This window comes from Solibacillus sp. iso_87 (genome assembly GCF_056173085.1).
In genome coordinates, this window is the sequence record NZ_CM149656.1 from 1,589,641 (window position 1) to 1,610,133 (window position 20,493).

Sequence of the window (20,493 nt, forward strand, 5' to 3'; positions counted from 1 at the left end):
TAAATTCGTACATCTGCTTTTGTATGTTGAAGAAATAGTACAATTTAATAGTAAAGCTCCCAGCCAATAATTAAGATGACAAGAAGCAGCGCCGAAATACAAGAGAATGCATAGCGTATTTTTTGATAACGAGTTGTCGTTGTTTTTTTCAAACCTGCAAAAATGGCCACCAGACAAATGGCTGCGAATGCAATGTATGCATAGTTGACCCAAAAGTGAATTTTCAAGGTTGTATAAGAAGCGTAATTTAATGTTCTGTAAGCTAAAACAATTATGTTGATAAAAGGTATATTATTTGCTAAAAGCAATAGTAATTCCCATTTTTCAGCAGTAGTAGCTCGGACTGCTTTTTTTCGGTTTTTTATCTTTTTGATGAACAATATTAGTAAAACTATGAGTGTATATAGACCACTAAAAGCTACCGCTAAGCTACTGAACAGATTCATTATTATCATTTTTTGAGTGACAGGTAGAATATCACTTGTCGGCATTGAAATCTTGTTCACATTTCCATCATTCAACGTAACATGAAAATATACACGATAATCATCTAAAGATTTATATAAATATGGAGCGATTTGTTCAAGTTTCATCCCAAAAGCATCTATACTGTTTGCGTTTGTCGCTTCGAAATGACCAATACTAAGTGCACTGTACAGCTTGGTAAAACCTTTATAAGGTAGCCTTGCCATATAGTACTTTCCTTCAAGCTCCTGCGCATTCGGCATTGTCTGCTTGCCTTTTTCAGCAGAATACTCACCGAATATAAGTGTTGGTAAACCATAACTTAGTCCGGCTTCACCCGCCTGATTCGTGAAAACAATTACTCCCATATTTTCATTATTTGAAAAAGAGAAATTGCTTGAAAAACTATCTGTATTTCCTGCATGTTCCAATACATCAACTGTATATAATCCTTTCCAAAAACCATGTGCATTTCGAGGGAAGCCATCTTCATAAAAGTCACTAGTCGTCAGCATTTCATCCAATGTACGATTGTTTTGAAACAAAGGACTTTTTGCTCCATCTGCCGGCATAAGTGCCAGCATGAATTTAGCAGCATCCTTTACCGTGCCTATTGCACTTCCGGCTGGATATAAACCGATATAGATCCGTTCATTTTTCGAAATAGTAAACTCACCATCATTATTAACAATATAACCGTAAATTTCATCTCTTTTTGTAGCAACATTCGTGTTATCTTCCTGTGTCGGATGAATTGTTGTGTTCTTCATATCTAATACTGAAAAAATATGTTCATTCACATAATCATAAAAAGGCTGTTCTGCCAGCTGTTCCACAATAAAACCGGCAAGTGCTACACCATAGTTTGAATAGGCAACGACACTTCCAGGTTCGTGCACCTGATAAGGCTCAGTAATGTGAAGCATTTCTTCCAAAGGTTTTATTTCATTTGCTGACATATAAAATAAATCTGTAAATTTTTCTTCCCACCCAGCGTTATGGTGCATCAGATTCAACATTGTGATAGGGGCATCATACCGTATTTTCGTCAGAAATCCTTCCGGTAAATACAAGCGAATATCTTCATCTAATTTTAATTTCCCTTGTTCTACCAGCTGCATCACACTAGTCCAAACGAGAAGCTTTGTAACGGAACCCCATTCAAATACAGTATCCGTTGTGATATTCACCTGATTTTCAACATCAGCAAAGCCATACGCCGTATTGAAGAAAATTTCTCCGTCCTTCACAATTAGTACATTGGCTCCTGCAGTTGTCGTCCCAATGTATTTAGAAGCATATTCATCTACTCTTTCCTTGAGCTCGGCATAAGCAATCCCTGCCGGTGTAGACATGCTTTCTTTTGCAGAAGCAACTGGTACACAACATAGCACCATTACTGCTAACAATAAAATTATTTTTTTTATTACTTTTCGCCTCCTCTATAACATCAATACATATGAAACAATTAAAATATTCCATTATTAAAGTATTTATATATTTATTTAAGCGAAGCTATCTCTATACAAAATGTAATTTTTCTAATATTCTTAATATAAATAGATGATGGGGTGAAGTTATTGAAAGCAATACGAATCAATCAATTTGGAACGTCTGAAAATTTAGTAGTGGAGCAAGCAGAGGTACAAACTCCAGCTGAAAATGAAGTACTGATAAACCTTCATGCAGCGGGTGTGAATCCTAGCGATGTTTATACTTCTACTGGTACATATGCGATTAAACCGAACCTGCCATATACGCCTGGCTTGGACGGGGCGGGAATTGTCGAACAAGTTGGAGAACAAGTGACAAACGTAAAAGCAGGGGACCGAGTATTTATCGCGAGCTTGCCGAATGGTAAGTCGACTGGTACATTAGCACAACAGATTGTTTGTGAAAGCCGCTTTGTTCATCCGATTCCGGAGCATATTTCGTTTGAGCAGGGAGCCGCATTAGGGATTCCAGCATTGACAGCGTACAGAGCATTGGTAGGAAGAGCAAAAGTGAAATCAGGTCAGACGGTTTTCGTTCACGGAGCTAGTGGCGCAGTAGGTTTACAAGCTGTTCAAATTGCAAAAGCTTTAGGAGCAAAAGTAATAGGAACGGCAAGCCGTAATTCTGGGAAACAACTTGTAAAAGAAGCAGGCGCAGATGTCGTGCTTGATCATATTAAAGAAGAAACAATTGAAACTGTACTTGATGCCAATGAGGGCAGAGGTCCGGATGTCATTATCGAATTTTTGGCAAACGAAAATCTGCAGACCGATTTGCAGATGCTTGCCAAGCACGGTGTCATCGTTATCGTCGGAAACCGTGGTGAAATTGAAATTAATCCTCGGCTTGTAATGCAAAAAGAATGTGATGTACGTGGGATGGTACTGTTTAATGTATCGGAAGAAGTTCACCAGGAACTGATATATGGTGTGGCAAAGCTGCTGGAAACAGAACAGCTAAAACCTGTTGTAGGTTACAGTTATCCATTAGAACAGGCTGGCATGGCATTTGATGCAGTGATTAATGGGGAGCATAACGGGAAAGTAGTTATAAAAACTCAATAATACATTTTTGGGACTAGTATATTTGCTAGTCCTTTTTATCTGACAATTCCGTAAATAAAGTGGATACTTGTGATATTATTTTGTTGGTTTGCAATTATTTAACAAATAGTTAACAAAAATTGTTATAATAGTTGTATAGAAACGAAAGGAATAGGTAGCAAGTAAATGGGATTTAAAGAGGAATTTAAGCGGGAAATGCGCAATGCCAAAAATGAGGTGGCAAAAGAAGTAGAAAAACAATGGGTCCTGGATTTTGAGGGTCATCAAATAGAGGTAATGAATGGCATGATGGAGGAAGTATTGAAGGTCGATGGACAAATTATTGCACAAAATGTCAGAAAATCGATATGGTCGCATGTTATTCCCTTTTCAACACTGAAAGGAACATTCCAGTCAAACAGTGGTAAGACACATAAAGTGTACGTGAAACTAGGCGGCTTTGTTAAACTGAATGTAACGGTGAAAGTGGATGGAAAACAGCTGATGTATGAGACGTTGCACCTGCATTTTTTACCTTGGACAAATAAAGACTACATTGTTCCTTTTCTTGAAGAACAATTTAAGCAGCATCAGCAGCTTATAACAAAAAATTTACCGGATGATGAGTTTTTATACGATGAAAATCATCCGAAATTTGCACCAGGATTTGCTGATCGGCTATATCAGGAACCGGTAACGCCATTTTATACGAAAAAGCTCATAAAGTTATTTTTAGAGCAGGTTGCAAATCCTAACGATCATACACGGAAAGCAACATACGAAAAAATAAAAGATGAAAACGTCATCAGCTATTTTCACGAATTTGTAGAGCTGTTTGCAGAAGCTGAAAAAGATGAAGGTCGATTGAAAAATGAGGCAATTTGGTTGCTGGAACATGCGGCTCATCGCGAAGTTGTGAAATTCGCGCTTCTCGTGTTAGGTACGATGGAATGTGAAGAGTATAAAGAACGGTTGAAAGTGATTGCATTGCATGAAGAATTCACCGGAGCGGCTCTGTTTGCGTTAACAAATGGCACAACAAACAGTAATGAGTTGGCATGGCATATTGCGCAAAATGTTTCGGATTGGGGTAAACTCGAAGCACTCAATTTCCTGGATGCCTCAAATGAAGAGATCCGGCAGTGGATCTTGCTGGAAGGACTAAAAAATACGGTTCCGGGAAATGCATCCGCGTTAATGTGTGCTGAAAAAGGGAAGCTCGATATTGAACTGCATGAAAAATTTATTTCCGGGAAAATATTTGACGGTGCAGGAGCAATAATATTAGCTCTTTTATATGAAGGTGCCAATCAAACAATGGATGATTATGAATATGCGGGTCAAGTGGTCATGCGTTATACACACCATGCGAAAACACATTGTCAGACATTCAATCAGTTTTACATTTTGACGCAAATTCATGAGTATTTGCAGGAGGATGAAGAAATATGGGAAGAGCGTTTTTCTTCCAACTGGAAACCGCATGAAAAGCGCACGACGGAAGAGAATATTGAAGAAATTGTCCAAAATCCAAGCTGGCTGCAGCAAGCATTGGAAAAACTGCAAAATGACCAGGAGAATGAGGCCGAGGCATTAGCAGTGGCACAATTTTATAATGCAGATATTACGGACATCGTATTCGAGAAGTTAAAGAACAATCCCGACAACGTACAATATTATTATGCATTATTTGCAGCGAAAGACCCGCAAATTATCGAACGGCTTATAGGGATTACGGATTCGTTTGGAGATTTCAATGAATTGACGAATGATCAAGTGATTGTTGTTGTCTCTCTTATTGAAGAATTGGATCAGTATAATGGTCTTGGTATCGATTTCCTAGGAAAAGCACTAAAAACTTCTGACGAGCATCTGCAGTACATTGCGATATTAATATTACATTCGTACGATAAATCGCATTGGCAAGGTACGGAAATCGAACAGCTTGTTGTACGTTTTGCGAAACAAGCTAAAGATGCAGATGTGATGGATATAGCTAAGCAATTGCTAGAAAATAATAAATAGGCAACGCTGTTTAAATTCGAAGTGCTAGTAAAGGCTTCGGATTTTTTGTATTTTAGAAGGTAAAATTCAAATGTTTATAGGCAGACACAAAGGGAATATTTTTAATAAGTCGATTTATAAAGGAGTTTGATTATGCTAAATCATACAAAACAATACATCAATGGAGAATGGGTTGATTCTACTGGAACAGATACAATTGAAGTAATTAACCCTGCGACAGAGGAAGTAGTAGGTAAGATTAGCAGTGGAACTAAAGAAGATGTGAATCGAGCAGTCAAGGCGGCAAAGGAGGCATTCCCTTCCTTTTCAAAAATGTCAGTGGACGAGCGAATAAAGCTTTTGGAAGCTATAGCTGAAGAATATGAAAATCGTAAAGACGATTTAGTGAAAATAATGACCGCTGAATTAGGGGCGCCTATTACGAAATCAGAGGAAATCCATTATAAGATGGGGCTAACGCACTTTAAAGAGGCGGCAGAACAATTGAAAACATTCAAGTTTACTGAAGAAAGGGAGAATTCATATATTCAAAAAGAACCGATTGGTGTAGCAGGACTCATTACACCATGGAATTTCCCGACAAATCAGATTTCCACAAAGCTTGCCAGTGCATTGGCAGCCGGTTGTACAATGGTAGTAAAACCAGCATCCCAAACACCATTTGCAGCAGTCATTCTGGCGGAAATTTTGGATAAAGCGGGTGTTCCAAAAGGTGTATTTAATCTTGTCAACGGTTCGGGTTCAACAGTAGGTGAAGCAATCAGTACTCATCCGGATGTAGACATTATTTCCTTTACCGGTTCTGGGGAAGTTGGCAGCGGGTTAATGAAAAATGCTGCTGAAGATATTAAAAATATTTCATTGGAACTTGGCGGAAAATCGCCTTTCGTTATTTTAAAAGATGCGGACGTAAAAGAAGCAGCTAAAGCGGCATTAGGACAAATTGCTATGAATACAGGGCAAGTATGTTCAGCTGCAACACGCATGATTGTACCGGAAGAAATACATGATGAATTTATAGAAGCAATGAAAGAATTCGTCGCGGAATTTCCGGTAGGTGATCCACAGGATGAAAATACATTTATGGGTCCGCAAGTTTCCAAAGACCAATGGGAGACTGTTCAATCCTACATTAAAAAAGGTGAGGAAGAAGGTGCAACCATTGTGATCGGTGGCGCTGGCAGACCAGATGGAATCGATAAAGGTTTCTTCTCCCAAATTACGGTATTCACAAATGTGAAAAACGATATGACAATTGCACAGGAGGAAATCTTTGGTCCGGTTATGTCGGTCATCACTTATAAAGATTTAGACGAAGCAATTGATATTGCCAACGATACGATTTATGGACTTGCTGGTTATGTATTCGGAAATGATAAAGAAGAGCTGAAGAAAGTCGCTTTATCAATCCGAGCTGGCCAAATCCGTATTAACAATAGTGAAACGGATCGTTCGGCACCATTTGGCGGCTTTAAACATTCTGGTATTGGCCGCGAATGGGGCGATTATGGTATCGAGGAATTTCTTGAGCCAAAAGCGATTATGGGAATGCCACTTTAATTGGAAAGCAGTCCAAGTAGCAGTTACTTGGACTGCTTTTTTATGGAAACGAAAACCCCCTGCTATGCGGGGGGTTCTAAAAAGCTTTTAGCTATGGACAAAAAAAATACTCCAGTCGTACAATAAAATCAGGTCTGGTCAACCGATTACGTACGAAAGGAGCTCCAATATTGGATAATAAAAGTTTAGCACATACAACATGGAATTGTAAGTATCACATTGTGTTTGCGCCAAAATACAGAAGAAGAATAATCTACGGAAAAATAAAAGCGGACATCGGTAAAATATTACGTCAACTGTGTGAAAGAAAAGGCGTAGAAATCATTGAAGCTACAGCTTGTCCTGATCATATACATATGTTAGTGAGTATTCCACCGAAGCTTAGTGTATCTGCGTTTGTAGGGTATCTCAAAGGGAAAAGCAGTTTAATGATATTCGATCGACATGCAAATTTGAAATATAAATATGGAAACCGAAAATTTTGGTGTCGAGGATATTATGTGGATACAGTAGGGCGAAACCGAAAAGTCATTCAGGAATATATAAAAAATCAATTGCAGGAAGATATCCTAGAGGATCAAATGACGATGAAAGAATTCATTGACCCATTCACAGGGGAAGAATTAAATCGAAGAAAAAAATAAGTACACCGCTTTAGCGGTAGTCGGAAAAGTAGTGCGGTTGGCAGACCTTTCAGAGCGTCTTTAGACGTGGGCCAGTACCCCAGCGTTTCACGCGCAGAGAAAACCACCAGTTCAACTGGTGGTTTTTATTTTGAGTTTGGGGGTTGTGGAGGAATTTCATTAGAACAGTTAAGGTGTATATTAGAAGAAGTGCGCTAGTTATTTGAAGATCTGAGTGGGATATTAGAAGAGTTGACCCTCTTATTAGAATAAACAAGAAATATTTTATTAGAACAAATAAAAATATATTAGCAAATTTCCGGATTTATTAGAAAACCGGGAACCGAGGTCCTCGCCAAAACGCAAAATATTGCAAGTTATCCACAAGTAATTAAAAATTTTAAGAATTATTGCGCGGGAAATTTTTGAATTATCTGATATTAATTGAAAGGTTAACGGTATGTTGCAACGCTGCTTCCTTCTATATAAAAAAGCATCGAGATTATTTCTCAATGCCTTAGCTAAATAATATACTCTTCTTTTGCGGCTAATCGGTTCTTCATTTTATAAGCCTTATCTAATTCACCTAACATACCTGCTGTTGAACTTTCCGTAAGATTCCAGTCATTTAGGTTTTCATAATCTTGTAAAGCATTGTTTGCCAATTCCATCGTGCCGCTTCCCGGTTCAATGCCATTGATTGTGTAATTTGATTTTTCTTCAATTGTAGCACTACTATCTTCCTGATTATTACAACCTGCTAAAAAAATACGTTAAATATTACATAATTTTAATAAAAATTACGGAAAAAACTTCATCATTACAAAATTGCCAACTGAATGTCTGCATTGTTACGTTTTTGAAAAACAGGGTATATAAATAAAGTATTTTATCAAAATAAAGAAATACGATAATTCATGGGAAAAGGAATGAGTTCTATGCTACATATCGAAAACTTACGCAAGGTATACCGTGGCGGGAAAGTTGCCGTTGATAACTTAACTCTTGATATTAAAAAAGGGGAGTTTATCGCATTTATTGGTACGAGTGGCAGTGGTAAAACGACAGCCCTTCGTATGCTGAATCGCATGGTAGAGCCTACTAGCGGAACGATTTCAATAGACGAGAAAGAGATTACGAAGATGAATCCGGTCACTCTTAGGAGAAGTATCGGCTATGTCATTCAGCAAATTGGTTTAATGCCGCATATGACAATCCGTGAAAATATAACGCTTGTACCACGGCTGCTTCAGTGGTCGAAAGAAAAGCGTGACGAAATGGCAAAGTACCTTATATCGTTGGTCAACTTACCTGAAACCTATCTGGATTATTATCCATCCCAGCTTTCGGGCGGGCAGCAACAGCGAATCGGTGTAATTCGTGCTCTTGCAGCTGAGCAGGACATAATTTTGATGGACGAGCCGTTCGGTGCACTTGACCCGATTACACGCGATACGTTACAGGACTTAATTAAAGAGCTCCAAAAAACATTGGATAAAACAATAATCTTTGTTACACATGATATGGATGAAGCGATTAAGCTTGCCGATCGCATCGCTATCATGCATGAAGGAAAGCTGGTGCAATTTGATACTCCTGACAATATACTAGCAAATCCGGCCAATGACTTTGTAAAAGAATTTATCGGTTCCCATCGTTTAGTCCAGCAAAAACCAAATGTGAAAACGGTAAATGAAGTGATGATTAAACCTGTTTCAATTACCGTTGAACGCAGCTTGGATGAGGCGATTCGCTTAATGGTTAAATCACGCGTAGATACGTTGTTTGTTACAGATGGCCAAAATCGATTACTCGGTTTTTTAACAGTCGAAAGTTTAACAGGGAATGCGCGCACGAAAAAAAGTGTATCAGAAGTTTATAATCGGGATGTTATTTTCATGAAGACGGGTTCCAAACTTCAGGATACAGTGCGTCGGATATTAAATCTGAATCTGAATAATATTCCGGTTGTTGATGATCAGCAACATCTCATTGGTCTCATTACTCGCGCGAACATCGTAGATATTGTATACGATACGATTTGGGGAGAAGAGGAACAGGAGCTGATGGATGCATGATAAGCTTTTTTACGGAAAATAGTGCCGATATTTTACTTAAAACATGGGAGCACTTCTACATATCTTTTAGCGCTCTATTATTAGGAGTGGCCATTGCCGTTCCTCTAGGCATAATGTTATCGAAAACGAAGAAAATTGCAAAAATCGTACTAACGGTTACAAGTGTCCTGCAAACGGTACCGTCACTTGCTCTATTAGCAATTATGATTCCTTTTTTAGGTGTAGGTAAAGTGCCGGCAATTGTTGCTTTATGTATCTATTCTTTATTGCCAATATTGAATAATACGTTTATTGGGATGCATTCAGTTAATCAAAATATTAAAGCGGCGGGTACAGCAATGGGCATGACACCGATGCAATCGATGCGAATGGTTGAATTACCGCTTGCGATGCCGATTATTATGTCGGGCATCCGCTTATCTGCAGTATATGTTATTTCCTGGGCGACACTAGCATCATATATTGGTGCTGGCGGACTGGGGGATTTTATTTTTAATGGACTAAATTTATATAAAACAGAGCTCATAGTAGGAGGGGCATTATTAGTAACTGCTTTAGCCCTGCTTGTGGACTTCCTGTTAAGTCGTTTTGAACGCTTCATGATTCCGAAAGGGCTTCGTATGCAAGGAGGTCGAACATCTTGAAAAAGTTTTTACTGCTTTTACTGTCTGTTATTGTTTTAAGCGCTTGTGGCAAGGAAGATGATAAATTACGCGTAGGATCGGTAGTTTCCACAGAAGGTCAAATTACTGCTTACATTGTGAAAGGGATGCTGGAACATTACACTGATGAAGAAGTAGAGTTGATCAAAAATCTAGGCTCTGCTGTTGTGCTTCATCAGGCAATGCTAAACGGTGATGCGAACATTTCGGCAGTGCGTTATACCGGAACAGATTTAACGGGGGCACTCGGACAAGAACCTGTCAGTGATCCGGAACAAGCATTGAAGATGGTACAGAAAATATTTCAAAAAGAATATCAAATGACGTTTTTCGATTCATATGGATTCAATAATACGTATGCTTTTATGGTAACGAAGGAAACAGCTGAGAAATACGGGCTGACTAAAATCAGCGACTTAAAAAAAGTAGCTCGGGACTTGCAGTTGGGTGTTGATACGTCATGGATGAACCGAGATGGCGATGGGTATAAAGCATTTAGTGAAGCGTATGGCTTTAAATTTGGACGCGTCTTCCCGATGCAAATTGGGCTAGTATATGATGCGGTTGCTCAAAACGAAGTAGATGTCGTGCTTGGCTATACGACTGATGGACGTATCGCTTCCTATGATTTAACAGTTTTAGAGGATGATCTGCATTTTTTCCCAGCGTATGATGCATCACCATTTGCAGATACGAAATTATTGGAGAAAAAGCCTGAAGTAAGAAAGGCTCTGCAACGACTAGTTGGCAAAATTTCCACAGAAGAAATGCAGCGCCTAAATTTCCTGGCTGACAATAACTTAATTGAACCGGCAGTTGTTGCTGAGGAATTTCTTAAGGAACACGATTATTTTTCAGGAGATGATAAACCATGACAGATATGACACAGCTATCGATAGTGGAACAATTTTTCTTTTATATGAGAGAAAATGGTTCTTATGTATTTTCACTATTTCTCGCACATTTTCAGTTGTCTGTGTATGGTGTATTGCTTGCATCAATAATAGGTATTCCAATAGGGATTTGGATTTCGAAATTTCCGAAGGCTTCAGGACCGGTCATTACACTCGCTAATATTATTCAAACGATTCCGGCGCTTGCATTAATGGCAATCATTATGCTTGTGCTAGGTCTTGGAAAAACGACGGTTATTGTGACTGTGTTCTTTTATTCCCTTTTGCCTATTGTTAAAAATACGTTTGTCGGTATAAGGAATATTGATCGAAGCTTAACTGATGCAGGGCGCGGTATGGGGATGACAAAAATTCAAATCTTATATATGGTGGAGCTGCCACTGAGCCTCTCCGTTATTATAACAGGTATTCGTATTGCCCTTGTCGTGGCAATCGGCATTGTCGCAATCGGTGCGTTTATCGGGGCAGGCGGACTTGGTGATATTATCATTCGAGGAACAAATGCTACGAGCGGAACAGCTATTATTATAGCGGGCGCACTTCCAACCGCTATAATGGCAATTTTGGCAGATGTTTTACTGTTATGGCTCGAGAAACGACTTGATCCAACGAAACGAAAAAAAATAAGAGTTGCTGCTTAAAAATAATAGAAAGTTTAAAAACACCTATTTTTCAAAATAGGTGTTTTTATTCTTTTAGGAATAATTTGAAATAACCGCCTCAATAACTGGTAATGTTTTTAAAAAGAGTAAAAAGGGAGGAAATATTTTTTTATGTTATTGATAAAACGTTTAGATATATGGTTGATAGGAATTGGAGATTTGTAATTGCTAGTTAAAATTTAACATTTATGAAACTTATTGTAAGTGTAATTCGTAATATGTAAGTGTAAACAGATGTTTTACGAAAAAGAGATAGGGGGATGAAGAGTGGTAACTATTAAAAAGGCGGGTGCCATGTTAACTGCAACAGCGCTATCTGTTGGGTTATTGGCACCAATTGCTAGTGCTTCAACAATTGGAAATGAACGTATGGAGACATTGCCGATTCAAGTCGCACAAACGAATACAACGGTAACAAAAGCTGATTTAATGAAGCGTTTCCGAGAATTATTTCCAAATGAGTTCCTAAATGTATCTGAAAAAGATTTTCGTACGGGGGCAGGTTTCTCACATCCTACAGATACTACGGTACGGTATGAACTTTATTTCTCAAAGAATATCGACGACCAATATGAACATGGAAACTTTATTTTTGTTGGAGATACGTTAGAGTTAGAACAATTCCACTATCAACCAGTAAATACAAAGGATGTATTGTTCCCGGCAAAGTATTCAAAAGAAGAAGCGCAAAAAGCAGCGGATAAATTTATGGAAAAGTTCAGTAAAGGTGAGGGGTATGAGCTTGTGCCAAACGCACACGATTATTACTCTCCATCTATTTTAACGCAGCCAGTTGAATACTCATTTATTTATGAGAAGAAAAATTCAGGTATTCCAATTTCAGATCAAACTATTAATATCCGAGTGTTAGGAGATGGTACAGTATCATCATTTTATAGAACAACCTCTCCAAAAAATAATTTTACGTATGATGATCCGTCCAAAAAACAAGATGAATCTTCCATTGCTAAACGCTTGCAAGATGCTTTAAAAGCACAGTTGTCATACACAATTGTACCGGATTATTCAACAGGGGATCATAAAGCTAAGCTTGTTTATGAACCAAATAGCCAGGTTATTTCGGGAATCCATGCGCAAACAGGGGAATGGTTAACTTTGGATGGGCTCTCTTCAACATTAGCCGCTAAATCAATTACACCGATTGTTTCTGAGCCATTAGCGGCAAAACAGCCGAACATGACGGCAGATCAGGCGCGAGCATTGGCTGAGAAATTGCTTGCCACAGATATAAAAGGTGTTCAATTGGAGATTGGGGCAGTTGAAGAAACAACAACGGAGACTGGTAAAGAAGTCTTCAACATTCAATATATGTATAACTATCGTACTGGTGGAACTGGAACTGTGCTAACAATTGATAAAGCAACAGGGGAATTCATTCATTACAGCGATATTAAAAGTAATCTCGAAGTAGACAATGATGACAGTAAAGAAGAAGCGAAATTAACACAAAAACAGGCATTGGATAAAGCAATCGCTCTTGTGAAAGAATGGATACCTTCATCTGCACACAAGTATGCATTGCCTGTAAATGAGGGCTACCACGAAACTTACAATAATAGTTATAACTTTACGTTCCCACGCATCGTGAACGGCTTATCGGTAGTAGGTGACAATATCTCAGTAAGTGTAGATGCCAAAACAGGTGCTTTAGTGAACTTATTTATGAGCGATTATGGTGAGTTGGAGTGGCCGGCAGCAACTGATATTTTATCTGAACAGGAAGCAACAAAAATGTTGAAAGATGAGATGAAACTGAAGCTGCAATATGTGAATCATCCAAAAGTGGGGAATGAGCAGCATTATAGTCTAGCATACCAGCCAGTCTTCAAAGATGGGGCGTCCGCGGGCATTGATGCCAAAACAGGTGAATGGTTAGATACTTATGGAATGGCCAAATCGGACAAGCCGAAAATCGAGCATCCAAAAGCTGCCGAAGAACTAAATTATTTAATTCATGCGGGTATTTTAGAAGTAAATGAAAAATTTAACCCAGATGCTCCTATTACTAAAGAGGAAGCTTTAAAAGTATTGCTAAAATCAGTAACGTACATGTATTACAGCTCTAGTTACAATGAGCTTGAAACGGCGGACGAATCATTTACTGATATTACGCCAGACGATGCGTCATACGCATTTGTCACACGTGCATTACAAATGGGAATGCTTGATGCATCTACTAAAACATTTAATCCTAAGACAGCTCTTACAAATCAGGAGCTGGCAAAATGGGTCATTGGTACATTGAAACTAAATAAACCTGCTCAACTGAGTGATATATATGAATTGAAATACAGTGATGCCGCACTAGTAGATAAGGAATTACGTGGTCACGTGGCATTAGCATATGCAATGGGATTACTTGAAGCTGAAAATAATCAGCTGAAGCCAACTAGTGAAGTTACGTATGCACAATTAGCTCAAGTAACAATTCGTTTAGCTCATAAAATGAACGAATATCAGATTAATAACTATTAATAGCAGGTTTGTTTTTTTTACATTGATTTAATGAAATATCCCTTGCCTTTAAACGGCAAGGGTTTTCATATTTTAATATAGTTGCACGATTCTTCCGTTGCGAAAATGGGATTACTTATACATAAAAGCATTATATACAAATTAGAAGTCATAAAATATCGAACAGTAAGAAATTTTATTTTGAAAAAAGTTGAAGCTGAACAAGAGATCTATTCTTTTGAAAAATAGATTAATCACAATTGTTTTACGAAAGGGGAAGTACTATGTTTCCAAATTTAGAAACCGAACGACTCATTTTAAGAGAAATTCTACCTTCTGATGTAGAAGCGATCTATTCAATTTTTTCAAACAAAGAGGTAACAAAATATTATGGATTGAACACATTTAAAAGAATGGAGCAGGCAGAAAAATTAATACAGGCATTTACTAGTAATTTTCAAGCTGAAAAAGGAATACGCTGGGGAATTGAAAGGAAGGATGTTCCGGGGGTAATCGGAACAATTGGCTTTAACTCATGGTCAAAAGCGCATCGACGTGCAGAAGTGGGGTATGAAATTCATTCGGAATTTTGGCGTAATGGCTATGCATCGGAAGCAGTAGCTAAAATCGTTGAATATGGATTTCAAGAGGTGGAGTTAACAAGAATCGGTGCCATCGTTTTTGTTGAAAATGAGGGTTCCAGTCAATTATTGATGAATCAAGGATTTGAAAAGGAAGGCATTTTAAGGAAGTATATGTACCAAAATAACGAGGCTTTCGATGTAATTATGTTAGCAAAGTTCAATCGGCAAAATGGTGGAGATGAATAATGGATATTAATCGAAATGAAATTTACTTTAGAAAGTTGAAATTAGAAGACTTCAATGCTGTAGTTGATTGGAGTAGGGATGAGCAATTTTGTGAAGCAAATGGATGGCAGAAAAATAGAGATCATATGGAATTATTTAAATGGTGGGAACGTTGTGTAGCAAATCAACAAAAAGAAATGATTCGACTTGGAATCGAATATAAAAATAGACTTATCGGTTATGCCGATTTAGGCGAAATAAAAAATAATAGTGCTGAAATTGGTATTGCTATTGGAAACAGTGTTCTTTGGAATGTTGGTATTGGTACACAAATGATAAAAAAATTAATGAACTATGCAAATGAACAATTCGGGATCACTACATTTTACGGAGAGACACACGAAACAAATCATCGTTCCAGAAAAATGCTGAAGAAGGTTGGATTCACAGAAGAAAGCCGTATAGGTACTGAATTATACATAGGCAAAGAAGTTAAGTTAGTACAATATAAGTTATTTTTGAAAGAATAGATGGGTTCTTTTTTATAAAATGAAATCATGTACCGGAAGAACGTTGTATATACAGAAAATAAAATAGAATGATAAATTAATCTCTACATACATATAAACGAAACAAAAAGAGGTACGAATCAAAATGCATTCGTACCTCTTTTTATAAAATATCTATTTATTGTTTTCCTTCTTATTCGCTTTTGAACCCCAATATGTAGCAAGAATCGGTCCGGAAATATTGTGCCAGAAACTGAATATCGCACTCGGAACGGCTGATACTGGGTCGAAGTGGGCCATCGCTAATTGCGCTCCTAAACCTGAATTCTGCATTCCGACTTCAATCGATACTGCTTTTTGATCATCGTATTTCAGTTTAAATAGTTTTGCTACTAAAAATCCTAGTAAGTATCCTAAACCATTATGTAAAATAACAATGGCAAAAATGATTAATCCTGTTTCTAAAATTTTATCGCGGCTTCCGCTTACTACAGCAGCAACGATCATCACGATTGCTACAACTGATACTGTAGGAAGAATATCAACACTTTTTTCTACAAGTGGTCTAAATAAGAACTGTGCAAGAATCCCTAAAATAATCGGAATTAACACAACTTTAATTACTGACATAAACATGGCCATAAATGAAACCGGTAACCATTCACTTGCTAATAAATAGATTAGAGCAGGTGTTACAAACGGTGCCAATAATGTTGTACAAGATGTAATCGTAACCGATAATGCAGTATTTCCTTTTGCGAGGAATGTCATCACGTTTGATGACGTACCCCCTGGACAACAACCTACTAATATAACCCCAACCGCAATTTCAGGTGGTAAATTGAAAACTTTGGCTAACACAAATGCCAGTAACGGCATAATAACAAATTGGGAAACGATCCCGATAATAACACCTTTCGGATGTTGAAGAATTAATTTAAAATCATCTAATTTTAATGTCATCCCCATACCAAACATGACAATTCCTAATAATATGGTAATGTAACTGCCAATCCATGTAAAATATTCAGGTATCCAAATCGCTAAACCAGCTGCAACGAGTACCCAAATCGCAAATGTATTTCCTGCAAACTTACCAATCTTCTGTAAAACTCCCATGATGATGTAACCTCAGCTTTCTATTGAATTCATGTTATTGTAATTTATTAAATTTCTAATTGCAATAATTTTCAGAATTTTAAGCAATTTCTTTATTATTCTAGTTAATATAGTTGAAAAGATTTGGGTAAATGGGGAAAAGCAAACGTTACAAAAAATGGGCTGTGCAGTAAAATACTGCACAACCCATTAACTAACATTCTTATCTATTGTTTAATTTTGCTACTTCCTCACGTACAATTGGAGCAACTTTCGTACCTAATAGTTCGATGGCATGCAGCACTTGGTCATGCGGCATGGAACCGACTGGCATGTGTAAGAAAAATCTTGAAATGCCGACATGTTCGTAAAGATAGATAATTTTCTTTGCTACCGTATCAACATCGCCTACATAGAGTGCACCTTCCAAGCTGCGGGCATCATCGAATGCTTCACGTGTATACGGAGCCCATCCACGTTCGCGGCCAAGTTTTGTCATCGCCGCTGCTGTTGACGGGAAAAACTGCTCTACTGCAAGATCTGTCGTATCCGCAATAAATCCGTGTGAATGGGAAGCAACACGCAGCTTCGAGATATCATGGCCCGCTTTTTTCGCCACATCGTAATATAGTTGTACGATGCGCGCAAAATACAGGGGACTTCCACCGATAATCGCCAAAGTTAACGGCAAGCCCAATGTAGCAGCACGGATTGCAGATTGTGGTGTACCGCCGCTTGCCACCCAAATCGGTAATTTCTCCTGCACTGGGCGCGGGTAGATACCGCGTCCCGGAATGGATGGACGGAAATGACCAGCTGATGTCACAATCTCATTTTCCTGAAGATTCAATAATAAATCGAGTTTTTCTTCAAAAAGCGCATCATAATCGTTCAAGTTGTTGCCGAACAGCGGAAACGATTCGATAAATGAACCCCGGCCAGCCATAATTTCGGCACGGCCGTTCGATAGTCCGTCAAGTGTCGCGAATTGTTGAAAGACACGTACCGGATCGTCTGATGAGAGCACCGTTACAGCGCTCGTCAGACGAATTTGTTTTGTTTGCATAGCAGCTGCAGCGAGTACGACAGAAGGAACTGATGCTGCATAATCTTCGCGGTGATGTTCTCCGACACCATACACATCGAGTCCTACCGAATCCGCCAGCTTAATTTCTTCGACGATTTGTCGCAGTCGTTCGGCATGACATACTGTTTCACCTGTTAAAGCATCCGGTGTAGTTTCTGCAAATGTTGAAATACCTATTTCCATGTGATGACCTCCAAATATTTAATGGCTCGTTTCCTTTTCTTACTACCATTACCATATGAATTATTTTAGTGCACATCGGTTGGGAATGAAAGAATTGTATCTTTATTAAAGAACTGTGAAATCACACTTCAATTAATGCTTTATCTTTTATTTCTATAATTCTTGTAGCCACTTGCTTTACAAAATAATCATCATGAGAAACAAATAGAATAGTGCCATCATATGCTCGGATAAACTTTACCAATGCCTCTTTTGTAGCGATATCAAGGAAGTTGGTCGGCTCATCAAGCAGGAGAATATTATATTGACCTAAAAACAGCTGACTTAAAAGCAATCGAATCCGTTCGCCACCGCTTAAAACAGTGATCCGCTTTTGTAGATCATTCTGTTCAAACTGCATTTGATGCAAAACAGTGCGAATAAATGCATCGCTGTATTCGCTTCGTGTTTTTATAAAATTCCAAACGGTATCATCCGGTAAGTTTTGATAAGCGAGCTGTGAAAAATGGCCAATTTTAACTTTCGGTGAAAGATCCATATTAGGATGGCTTTCGATAATTGCCTGCAGCAAAGTTGATTTTCCGCTGCCGTTCGGACCTGTTATAGCTATTTTATCCTGGAGGCGAACTTGTAGTTGACATTGATCCAACAGTATCTTTTCTCCAATTGCTAAAGTAAGATCTTGCATCATAATCGGCACTTTATTATGAAGTTCCAGTGCTTTCGATTGTTTAAAATGAAGTGGCACATCTTCTTTTACTTTCTCGACAACAGGTAGCTGTTCAATCCGTTTTTCCATTGCTTTAGCCGAGCGATAAACCGATTTTTGGCTCGTTCCTTTCGATTTTGTTTCAAACATACGATTCGCTTTGGCCTTCGTTTCTTTTTTCGACATCTTTTTCGCCTCGGTAATTTTTTCGGCCTTTTTCATTTTTTCAGCAACAGCCTTCTCCAGGTGTGCCTTTTCGCGAACATATTTTTCATGGGCAGCAGCTTGCTCCTGTTTTTCCCGTTCTTTTTGCGCTGCATAATCGGAATAATTCCCGCTATAGACCGTAACATGCCCATCATTGACTTCCCAGATTGACGTAACAATGCTATCCAGCAAGTTTCGATCATGACTGACTATGACGACTGCTCCGTAATAATTGCGGAGTTGCTCCTGCAAAAATCGGATGCCGTCCTGATCTAAATGCGTTGTCGGTTCATCGAAAAGCAACGCCTCATAATAATGGCTGAATGCCTGTGATAACTTCAACCGTGTTTGTTCACCACCGCTATGTGGATTGACTGCCTTCAATTTATGGGCAAGCGCGATATCAATATTGTCTTGTATAACGGCAGGGGATGTTTGCTCAAAATAAAAATAATCGACATGTGCATTTACATTCCCTTGTTGTGGAATGAGCTGACCGGTTAATAATTTTAATAAAGTACTTTTACCGGCACCATTTTTGCCGACAATCCCAATGCGGTCAAATTGATAAATGGCCAGCTGCGGGATTGTAAGTACATTCTTATCTAAAAATTGTACGTGTATATTTTTCAGTTCAAAGCTTAAGTTTTCCATTACTGCTACCTCCGAAATATAAAATTTCGTACCGATAGCTTATCGATACGAGCGGTATGTGTAATCCGCTCATATTAAAAGAATAGTAGCATCTGCATAGTTTTAGCCCTCCATATTGTAAATGAGTCTAAAACGCAATAAAAAAGCAGACATATGTATGCCTGCTGCGAAAAAATATAGAAATCTCCCGTTTAAAGAGGAATCCCTATGATTTCATCGTTTACAAGCATGACAAAAAAGCCCATCACTAACGGGTTTGCTTTTTTATTGCCAGCTTAGCGTAAACGAATTGAAAACATAGAAAAATCCCTCCTTCTCATAAATTAATGCCATCATATTAGATTTCCGGAAATAAATCAATACTGGAATTCACTAGGAAAAGTATAAATGTGATTGAATATTTATAAATATTCAAATATAATTATATTTATAAAACGGACGTAAGAAGGAATTTTTCTTGGAAGACGTGGTCGAATGAGTTTATATTTTGCGTATGTCATGATTGGCCTTGCCATTGCAATGCCGGTTGGTGCCATTACAGTCGAAATGGCGAAACAGGGTTTAAAAAATGGGTTTCTGCACGGTTGGGCGGTAGGTCTTGGCGGAATGACAATTGATCTAGCTTTAATCATTGCGTTGTATTTTGGGGTGGCTAAATTTTTATCGCTGGCGTATATTCAGCTACCGCTTTGGTTAATAGGAGCCGCTTTTTTATTTGTTTTGGCTTTCGATTCAATTAAAAATGCTGATAAAGATATAGCGTTAGCTGGAGAGAAGGCGAATAAATCCTTTTTATCAACATATCGGAATGGTTTATTAGTTGCTGTTTCACCGGGGAATCTCGTTTTCTGGATTTCTGTATTTGGAGCAGTTTTGGCCGACTCTTATGCAGGGAAAGGGGCCAATCAATTTTTGATTGTTGCACTAGGCATTTTATCGGGTATTTTACTGCATGATATTGGTCTTTTAACGATTGTTTCACTTACAAGGAAAGTCATGAACCGAGCGATGATTAAATGGACTTCCATTATTGCAGGCTTATTATTATTCGGATTTGGCTGTTACTTTATCTATGAATTTATTCATGATTTAAAAGCATTGATTTAACTATTAGAACAGGTGATTCCAGAGTACATATGGTTTCGCCTGTTTGTTTTATATTTGACGTATTAGGAAGAGGCCATGCTGACTGACATATCGCTTTTTGCATAGACATACACTGCTATAAAATTAAAA

General features: G+C 38.2%; 17 protein-coding genes. 12 read left to right on the forward strand and 5 right to left on the reverse strand.

From position 1 onward, the window contains the following. Window positions 1–44 precede the first annotated feature (44 nt). Complete coding sequence (locus AC0VXV_RS07795; protein ID WP_475531035.1) at window positions 45–1,862, reverse strand: serine hydrolase domain-containing protein; 1,818 nt, start codon at window positions 1,860–1,862, stop codon at window positions 45–47. 174 nt (window positions 1,863–2,036) lie between these two features. Here AC0VXV_RS07795 and AC0VXV_RS07800 point away from each other — a divergent pair, with 174 nt between their 5' ends. From AC0VXV_RS07800 to tnpA, 4 genes are all read left to right on the forward strand, one after another. Then, the gene (locus AC0VXV_RS07800; protein WP_475531036.1) at window positions 2,037–3,023 is read left to right on the forward strand and encodes an NADPH:quinone reductase; all 987 of its coding nucleotides are present in this window, start codon (window positions 2,037–2,039) and stop codon (window positions 3,021–3,023) included. Between the two features lie 165 nt (window positions 3,024–3,188). After that, window positions 3,189–5,027 carry a hypothetical protein gene (locus AC0VXV_RS07805; RefSeq protein WP_475531037.1) on the forward strand — a complete coding sequence of 613 codons (1,839 nt, stop codon included), beginning with the start codon at window positions 3,189–3,191 and terminating at the stop codon, window positions 5,025–5,027. 132 nt (window positions 5,028–5,159) lie between these two features. Continuing rightward, the gene (locus AC0VXV_RS07810; RefSeq protein WP_475531038.1) at window positions 5,160–6,587 is read left to right on the forward strand and encodes an aldehyde dehydrogenase family protein; all 1,428 of its coding nucleotides are present in this window, start codon (window positions 5,160–5,162) and stop codon (window positions 6,585–6,587) included. A gap of 170 nt (window positions 6,588–6,757) precedes the next feature. Further along, window positions 6,758–7,231, forward strand: coding sequence for an IS200/IS605 family transposase (gene tnpA, locus AC0VXV_RS07815; protein WP_475529517.1), 474 nt, complete (start codon window positions 6,758–6,760; stop codon window positions 7,229–7,231). 500 nt (window positions 7,232–7,731) lie between these two features. Here the strand turns inward: tnpA and AC0VXV_RS07820 are convergent, their stop codons facing one another. Then, window positions 7,732–7,980, reverse strand: coding sequence for a glycine betaine ABC transporter substrate-binding protein (locus tag AC0VXV_RS07820; RefSeq protein WP_475531417.1), 249 nt, complete (start codon window positions 7,978–7,980; stop codon window positions 7,732–7,734). Window positions 7,981–8,148: 168 nt separating this feature from the next. Here AC0VXV_RS07820 and AC0VXV_RS07825 point away from each other — a divergent pair, with 168 nt between their 5' ends. From AC0VXV_RS07825 to AC0VXV_RS07855, 7 genes are all read left to right on the forward strand, one after another. Beyond that, window positions 8,149–9,288, forward strand: a complete 1,140-nt coding sequence (locus AC0VXV_RS07825) for a betaine/proline/choline family ABC transporter ATP-binding protein (protein ID WP_475531418.1) — start codon at window positions 8,149–8,151, stop codon at window positions 9,286–9,288. Further along, window positions 9,285–9,932, forward strand: coding sequence for an ABC transporter permease (locus tag AC0VXV_RS07830; protein WP_475531039.1), 648 nt, complete (start codon window positions 9,285–9,287; stop codon window positions 9,930–9,932). Before AC0VXV_RS07825 ends, AC0VXV_RS07830 begins: the two co-directional genes overlap by 4 nt. Then, the gene (locus AC0VXV_RS07835; RefSeq protein ID WP_475531040.1) at window positions 9,929–10,825 is read left to right on the forward strand and encodes an osmoprotectant ABC transporter substrate-binding protein; all 897 of its coding nucleotides are present in this window, start codon (window positions 9,929–9,931) and stop codon (window positions 10,823–10,825) included. The genes AC0VXV_RS07830 and AC0VXV_RS07835 overlap by 4 nt, the downstream gene beginning before the upstream one ends. Continuing rightward, complete coding sequence (locus AC0VXV_RS07840) at window positions 10,822–11,505, forward strand: ABC transporter permease (RefSeq protein WP_475531041.1); 684 nt, start codon at window positions 10,822–10,824, stop codon at window positions 11,503–11,505. The genes AC0VXV_RS07835 and AC0VXV_RS07840 overlap by 4 nt, the downstream gene beginning before the upstream one ends. Window positions 11,506–11,793: 288 nt before the next feature. Then, a complete protein-coding gene (locus AC0VXV_RS07845) occupies window positions 11,794–14,022 on the forward strand; it encodes an S-layer homology domain-containing protein (protein WP_475531042.1) in 2,229 nt (742 codons plus the stop codon). 263 nt (window positions 14,023–14,285) lie between these two features. Further along, window positions 14,286–14,831, forward strand: a complete 546-nt coding sequence (locus AC0VXV_RS07850) for a GNAT family N-acetyltransferase (protein WP_475531043.1) — start codon at window positions 14,286–14,288, stop codon at window positions 14,829–14,831. Continuing rightward, complete coding sequence (locus tag AC0VXV_RS07855; protein WP_475531044.1) at window positions 14,831–15,340, forward strand: GNAT family N-acetyltransferase; 510 nt, start codon at window positions 14,831–14,833, stop codon at window positions 15,338–15,340. The genes AC0VXV_RS07850 and AC0VXV_RS07855 overlap by 1 nt, the downstream gene beginning before the upstream one ends. 153 nt (window positions 15,341–15,493) lie before the next feature. Here the strand turns inward: AC0VXV_RS07855 and AC0VXV_RS07860 are convergent, their stop codons facing one another. The 3 genes from AC0VXV_RS07860 to abc-f form a co-directional block, all read right to left on the reverse strand. Continuing rightward, on the reverse strand, window positions 15,494–16,438 hold the full coding sequence (locus AC0VXV_RS07860) for a bile acid:sodium symporter family protein (RefSeq protein WP_475531045.1): 945 nt from the start codon (window positions 16,436–16,438) through the stop codon (window positions 15,494–15,496). A 202-nt stretch (window positions 16,439–16,640) separates the two neighbouring features. Beyond that, window positions 16,641–17,687: an LLM class flavin-dependent oxidoreductase gene (locus tag AC0VXV_RS07865; RefSeq protein WP_475531046.1), complete on the reverse strand. Its 1,047-nt coding sequence runs from the start codon at window positions 17,685–17,687 to the stop codon at window positions 16,641–16,643. 121 nt (window positions 17,688–17,808) lie between these two features. Then, a complete protein-coding gene (gene abc-f, locus AC0VXV_RS07870) occupies window positions 17,809–19,257 on the reverse strand; it encodes a ribosomal protection-like ABC-F family protein (RefSeq protein ID WP_475531047.1) in 1,449 nt (482 codons plus the stop codon). Window positions 19,258–19,731: 474 nt separating this feature from the next. Between abc-f and AC0VXV_RS07875 the strand changes: the two genes are divergently transcribed. Beyond that, window positions 19,732–20,364: a LysE family transporter gene (locus AC0VXV_RS07875; protein ID WP_475531048.1), complete on the forward strand. Its 633-nt coding sequence runs from the start codon at window positions 19,732–19,734 to the stop codon at window positions 20,362–20,364. Window positions 20,365–20,493 lie beyond the last annotated feature (129 nt).

Bases quoted from the DNA above. Each gene is read 5' to 3' on its own strand.
- AC0VXV_RS07850 (WP_475531043.1), top strand. From the start codon at position 14,286: ATGTTTCCAAATTTAGAAACCGAACGACTCATTTTAAGAGAAATTCTA.
- AC0VXV_RS07840 (WP_475531041.1), top strand. From the start codon at position 10,822: ATGACAGATATGACACAGCTATCGATAGTGGAACAATTTTTCTTTTAT.
- AC0VXV_RS07830 (WP_475531039.1), top strand. From the start codon at position 9,285: ATGATAAGCTTTTTTACGGAAAATAGTGCCGATATTTTACTTAAAACA.
- AC0VXV_RS07875 (WP_475531048.1), top strand. From the start codon at position 19,732: ATGAGTTTATATTTTGCGTATGTCATGATTGGCCTTGCCATTGCAATG.
- AC0VXV_RS07825 (WP_475531418.1), top strand. From the start codon at position 8,149: ATGCTACATATCGAAAACTTACGCAAGGTATACCGTGGCGGGAAAGTT.
- AC0VXV_RS07795 (WP_475531035.1), bottom strand. From the start codon at position 1,862: ATGGTGCTATGTTGTGTACCAGTTGCTTCTGCAAAAGAAAGCATGTCT.
- AC0VXV_RS07860 (WP_475531045.1), bottom strand. From the start codon at position 16,438: ATGGGAGTTTTACAGAAGATTGGTAAGTTTGCAGGAAATACATTTGCG.
- AC0VXV_RS07865 (WP_475531046.1), bottom strand. From the start codon at position 17,687: ATGGAAATAGGTATTTCAACATTTGCAGAAACTACACCGGATGCTTTA.
- AC0VXV_RS07855 (WP_475531044.1), top strand. From the start codon at position 14,831: ATGGATATTAATCGAAATGAAATTTACTTTAGAAAGTTGAAATTAGAA.
- abc-f (WP_475531047.1), bottom strand. From the start codon at position 19,257: ATGGAAAACTTAAGCTTTGAACTGAAAAATATACACGTACAATTTTTA.
- AC0VXV_RS07810 (WP_475531038.1), top strand. From the start codon at position 5,160: ATGCTAAATCATACAAAACAATACATCAATGGAGAATGGGTTGATTCT.
- AC0VXV_RS07805 (WP_475531037.1), top strand. From the start codon at position 3,189: ATGGGATTTAAAGAGGAATTTAAGCGGGAAATGCGCAATGCCAAAAAT.